Annotated in this window: 5 protein-coding genes; 3 read left to right on the forward strand and 2 right to left on the reverse strand. The window is 58.7% G+C overall.

Annotation, left to right across the window (positions count from 1 at the left end):
- Window positions 1-386: 386 nt before the first annotated feature.
- Window positions 387-1142 (reverse strand): flavin reductase, encoded by a 756-nt coding sequence (locus Q0629_RS00005; protein WP_298777389.1) that lies wholly within the window; start codon window positions 1140-1142, stop codon window positions 387-389.
- A gap of 26 nt (window positions 1143-1168) precedes the next feature.
- On the reverse strand, window positions 1169-1885 hold the full coding sequence (locus tag Q0629_RS00010) for a flavin reductase family protein (protein WP_298777390.1): 717 nt from the start codon (window positions 1883-1885) through the stop codon (window positions 1169-1171).
- Between the two features lie 547 nt (window positions 1886-2432).
- On the opposite strand from Q0629_RS00010, the gene Q0629_RS00015 reads away from it, so the two are divergent.
- The 3 genes from Q0629_RS00015 to Q0629_RS00025 all read left to right on the forward strand — a co-directional run.
- Complete coding sequence (locus Q0629_RS00015; RefSeq protein ID WP_298777392.1) at window positions 2433-2825, forward strand: hypothetical protein; 393 nt, start codon at window positions 2433-2435, stop codon at window positions 2823-2825.
- A gap of 8 nt (window positions 2826-2833) precedes the next feature.
- Window positions 2834-3184, forward strand: a complete 351-nt coding sequence (locus tag Q0629_RS00020) for a prepilin-type N-terminal cleavage/methylation domain-containing protein (protein WP_298777393.1) — start codon at window positions 2834-2836, stop codon at window positions 3182-3184.
- A 35-nt stretch (window positions 3185-3219) separates the two neighbouring features.
- A partial coding sequence (locus Q0629_RS00025) for a prepilin-type N-terminal cleavage/methylation domain-containing protein (protein WP_298777395.1) occupies window positions 3220-4481 on the forward strand: 1262 nt, incomplete at its 3' end.

A 4481-nucleotide genomic window follows, 5' to 3' on the forward strand; every position in this document is an offset into this window, starting at 1 on the left:
CGTTTGATGCTCCTTGATTGCTTTTAACAACTTTTTAAGATTAATCAGCGCTTCCTTAGAGCTAGCTCTAAACTAGGGTGACCATTTTTCCTGAAAGAGCGTTTTTGAGGGCGGGGTGCTTGGAGCGGACATGTGAGTTTTTGCAGGTTCGCCCTTACTTTCTTTCGTCACCAGAGTGTTCAACTGTAGCGAAACATTGTCCAGCCTGTAGCCTGCCAATAACCAAATAAAAAGAAGGTACAAAAAAAACGAGGTCCTGCCTCGCGACAGGCAGGACCTCAAGTCAGGAATAGAGCGCGCCAAAGACGCCCTCCGGTAAGGGAGGCAGGGTTGTGTGAGCGGGGGGTCGCTCGTCCGTTTCCGCGGCCCCCCGCGTGACGATCGCGTTACTTCTTCTGACGATAGACGTCGGAGATGGGGCCGGACTTGCCCAACAGCTCGCCGTAGCCGTAGAAGCCGCCGTTTTCCGCGTGGGAGTGGGAGAAGAAGACGATGGAGGAATCCGGCTCGGCGGTCTTGGGGTTAATCTTGCCCGCCGCGTCCAGGTAAGCCTCATCCGCCCACACCTTGCGCACGACGAGGATCATCAGGCGGCTCTTGCTGCCCTCGTCGATCGCCACGTCATCCTCAAGCTCGCACTCCAGCGAGATGGGGAACTCCTCGATCATGGGGGCGTTTACGGCCGTGCCCTTCACCGCCGTGAGCTTCGTGACCGCCAGCTTGTCCTGAAAGCCTCCGTTCTCGGACAGCAGCGGCGCGTCGCCGGAGAGCGGCCGTCCGGAGTAGCGGCCCAGGAGCTCCGCTTCCGCGAGGTACTTGACGGAGGGCAGGTTGACGGTGCAGGCCTTCGTCTTCTTCAGGCACTGGTACGTCCAGCTCTTCTCCGCGTTGCCCTTGATGCCAAAGCCGATGCGCATGGGGCCGCCGTCCTTGCCGGAGGCGAGAACCCCTCCCCGATGGAAGGGGGCGAAGTTGGCCTGCCCTTCCGGCGTGTAGACGCCCACCACCATCAGCGGCGCGGGCAGGAAGTGGGGCGAGCCCGTGAACTTCAGGGATTCGGCAGAGGCCATGCCGGCGCGCAGGCTCAGCAGGGACAGCGTGAACGCCAGCGTCAGGATGGCGCGATAGATTCTTTCCTTCATGGTAACGCTCCTTTATTTGTGCCTGTCTAATGCCCGGCGGGCTTGGGCTCAAGCCCGTTGGGCCAGGGGAACTTCTCCGCGCTCATTCCGCGTCCCAAAGGCGCGCTGAGAGCGTAGTAGCCGCTCCCCTCCGCACTGCCCGCGAAGTAGACGGCCATGCCGGACTTCTGCGGGTCGAACTGGCTGACGGGGGCGGTCTTGTCGCCGTCCAGCGCCTCCGCCGCCACGTGATAGCTCGCGACCTCGCCAAAGAACACCCGGTGCTGCCCGTCCGGGAACTCAAGCGTCTTGACGAGTTTGCACTCCAGCGTCACGGGGCACTCCGTCAGGACGGGGGCGTTCACGTCGCTGCCCTTCTCCAGCTTCAGGCCGGTGACGGAGAACTTGTCGAAGTACTCGTCCCCCGACGCTGCGGAAACCGTGCCGCAGAAGTCGCCCTGCGGCACGAGGGCGGCGTTCATCACATTCACGGTGAAGGCACCCGTGGCCTCGATGTTCTTTGCGGTCTGGCGCTTCGGGTTCACCGCCACGTAGAAGATCATCTTCTGCTTCGACGGCGTTTCAGCAATGCCGACGCGGTCGATGATGGCGGCGTCCGGTCGTCCCTCCGCGTCGTAGGTTCCCACAAGACAGGCCGTCGTCGGCAAAAGCCGCGCTCCCGTCTCGACCTCCACCTTCGCCGCCTGCGCCGGGGTGCATAGAAGCGCGGCGGCAAGCACTCCCAACAAACGATATCCTCTCATAAACGTTCCTCCTTAACAAAAAACGCTCCATGAATCCACGAACTGCCAGAGAACGACCGTTCCTCACGAACGCGCCTCCTTCAGCAAAAGACACAAGCCGCACGGGATCGTTTTGGTTTTGGCTCCGCAGGCTGAGAAGCGGCCTAAAAATTAGTTACATATAACTAATTGAAATTTATCACCGGGATGTCGTTTTGTCAATACGATTTGGGGCAAGAATTGCGAAACTGGCAATGTTGGCTAAAAGTGGAACGGCAGCCCTGCTGGACGGCAGCAGGGCGTCTTGGCACCCCGGTCAACGCTTTTGTGGAAGACGAATAAGCCTTAGCGCCTATTGACGTTGTGACTTTTTCCTTATATCTTAATTAGAATAGAAGTATTCTTTTGCAATGTGCAAGAGGGTGGATTGAGAAGGGTATTCCAAGGCGAGTTTATCGGTGTATGCGCTTTGTTGGCGGCAGATCGGGAAATTTTTCAAGCAACCAGTACTGCTGGAGAAAGGCGGTGCTTCCATAAAGTGAAACGCAGACGAGGAAGCGTCCTTGTTATGAGCCTCATCGTGATGTTGGTCCTGATGATCTTCGTGGGGGGCATGTTCGGCTTCGCGTACACGAACTTCAAAAGCGCGGAGCAGCAGCGAGGGATGTTGATAGCGCGCGTCGCTGCGGACACCCTCCTGTACTCGGTGGGGTCCGTTATCTCGGATGATTTTGCGCGGTCGCCGAAAAGGATCCCCATCTCCGACGGGTCCCCGCTTACCGCGTCCTTTGTGGATGGCCCGATCTCTGCCGACCTGCATATCGCCTCTTCGCAGGGAGAGCATGTCTTTGTCCTGGATTGCTACGCCCGATACGGAGAATGGCGGAGCGGAAAGAAGACCCTTCAGATCATTAAAAAGATGATAGGGTCAAGGGAAGTGAGCGAATGGCGATGGAGATGAAGGCCAGAATGAGGTTTGCGAAGCGAAATCGAGCGGGAATGACCCTGGTGGAAGTCGTGATCGCGATCATCGTCATTTCCGTGGGGCTGGTGGCGTTGCTGAACGTCTTTTCCCATACTCTGGAGCTCACCGTAAACTCGTCCCTGCACACCAAGGAGTTGATGGAATCCTACGCGGAGGTGGGACGGGGCTTTTTCGTCAGGGACCTCTCCTCGCCGCCTGAAGGAGTGCGTGTTGCCTTCGTTGAGGGCGGGGTGGACCTCGTCTTTTCGATAGGCGCGGGGACGCCCCCCTCGCCTTTACCGATCCAACGCTACGATGTGGGCGGGGGCTGGACGCTTCGGGTGTATCGCCCCTAAGGTAGATTATTATATTGAATGAAGGAGGAAAAGCGATGCGTCGAAACAAGGGCATGACCCTCGTCGAGGTTCTTGCCGCCATGCTCATCACGTTGATCCTCGGGGGGACTGCGATAGCTTTTTTCAGGTCCGGCCTCGATCTCGATCAGGCCAACACCGTCAGCGCCTCGAACCAGCAAGGCCTGCGCGCCCCGTTTATGAGCCTGGCTCCGCTGATCGAACGTGCAGGACGCCTGGAGATCCTGCCGTCGCTACCGGAAACGGATACCCTCGAGCCGGATGAACTGGTGGCCTTCGTCGCCGATGACTGGACCGTCAAGGCGCTGCCGAACGGTCAGCCCAACATGTACTTTCGCACCCGGAGCGGAGATGCGATGGTCCCCGGCTTCTCCAACGTCAAGTCGGTCCGGTTCGCGAGGACCTCGCTGCGGCCTTCGGGGGCCTCACTGAATTCGGAGGACCAGGCCGTCCAAATGACCTTGACGGCCAGCAGTTATGGGAAGGAGCTGGCCTACACCACGGATGTGCGCTCCCTGAACCGTGCTCCCGTAGAGGGCCTGGAGTCCGGGCGGTACCTGAAGATCGCAGGCGATTTTGGAATCTACGATCCCGAGATCATGGAGGGCGAGCTGGTGGCGGGGAAGGTCAAGTCCACGGATATCTCTACCGAGGTTACCATCCCGGTAGGGACCGAGGTCGTCGGGTACTTTGGCGTCATAGCGGGCAACTCCCACGCGGAGGTCGAGTACGAGTGGCGCCTCTACAAGGAGATTCTGGACGTTGACAAGATGATCAACTTCGATGTGATTGGAGCGCCAACCGGCAACTACTCCGCCGCGAAATTCCCGGATCTTGAGAAGCATTATCTGCAGCGCTTCACTCGCCCGGACCTCTCCTTCTCGCCTCCCACCGGGACGACGGCACACACCACCCCGCCCTATCTGCTGGAGCTGACGAAGGAGATGCTGGGGAAGCACATTGCCCTTGCGGTTCGTCAGAAGGGGTCTGGCCTGTGGTTCCAGAGCAAGGCTTACCTCATTGCGACCGGCCAGAACAGCGGGTTCTGGAAGGACCTGCTCGACGAATTGGCGAAAGATCTGAATAAGAAAGTGGACAAGGACCCTAAGACAGGTCAAGAAACGCACTATGAGGGCGAATACCTTCTCCCAGGGAAAAAGTACGACATGGAGTTTGGGAACGTCGATCCGAAAACGCAGGAACCTCACCTACGCCTCAGCGGGGAAGGAGACACCGGTCGCGGATTCCTCACGAAGGAACTAGCGGAGAAGTACTTCCG

Source organism: uncultured Fretibacterium sp., from assembly GCF_938030725.1.
Taxonomy (GTDB): domain Bacteria; phylum Synergistota; class Synergistia; order Synergistales; family Aminobacteriaceae; genus Fretibacterium.

Excerpts from the sequence above, each read along its gene's own strand:
- Q0629_RS00005 (WP_298777389.1), bottom strand. The coding sequence starts at position 1,142 with ATGAAGGAAAGAATCTATCGCGCCATCCTGACGCTGGCGTTCACGCTG.
- Q0629_RS00010 (WP_298777390.1), bottom strand. The coding sequence starts at position 1,885 with ATGAGAGGATATCGTTTGTTGGGAGTGCTTGCCGCCGCGCTTCTATGC.
- Q0629_RS00015 (WP_298777392.1), top strand. The coding sequence starts at position 2,433 with ATGAGCCTCATCGTGATGTTGGTCCTGATGATCTTCGTGGGGGGCATG.
- Q0629_RS00020 (WP_298777393.1), top strand. The coding sequence starts at position 2,834 with ATGAGGTTTGCGAAGCGAAATCGAGCGGGAATGACCCTGGTGGAAGTC.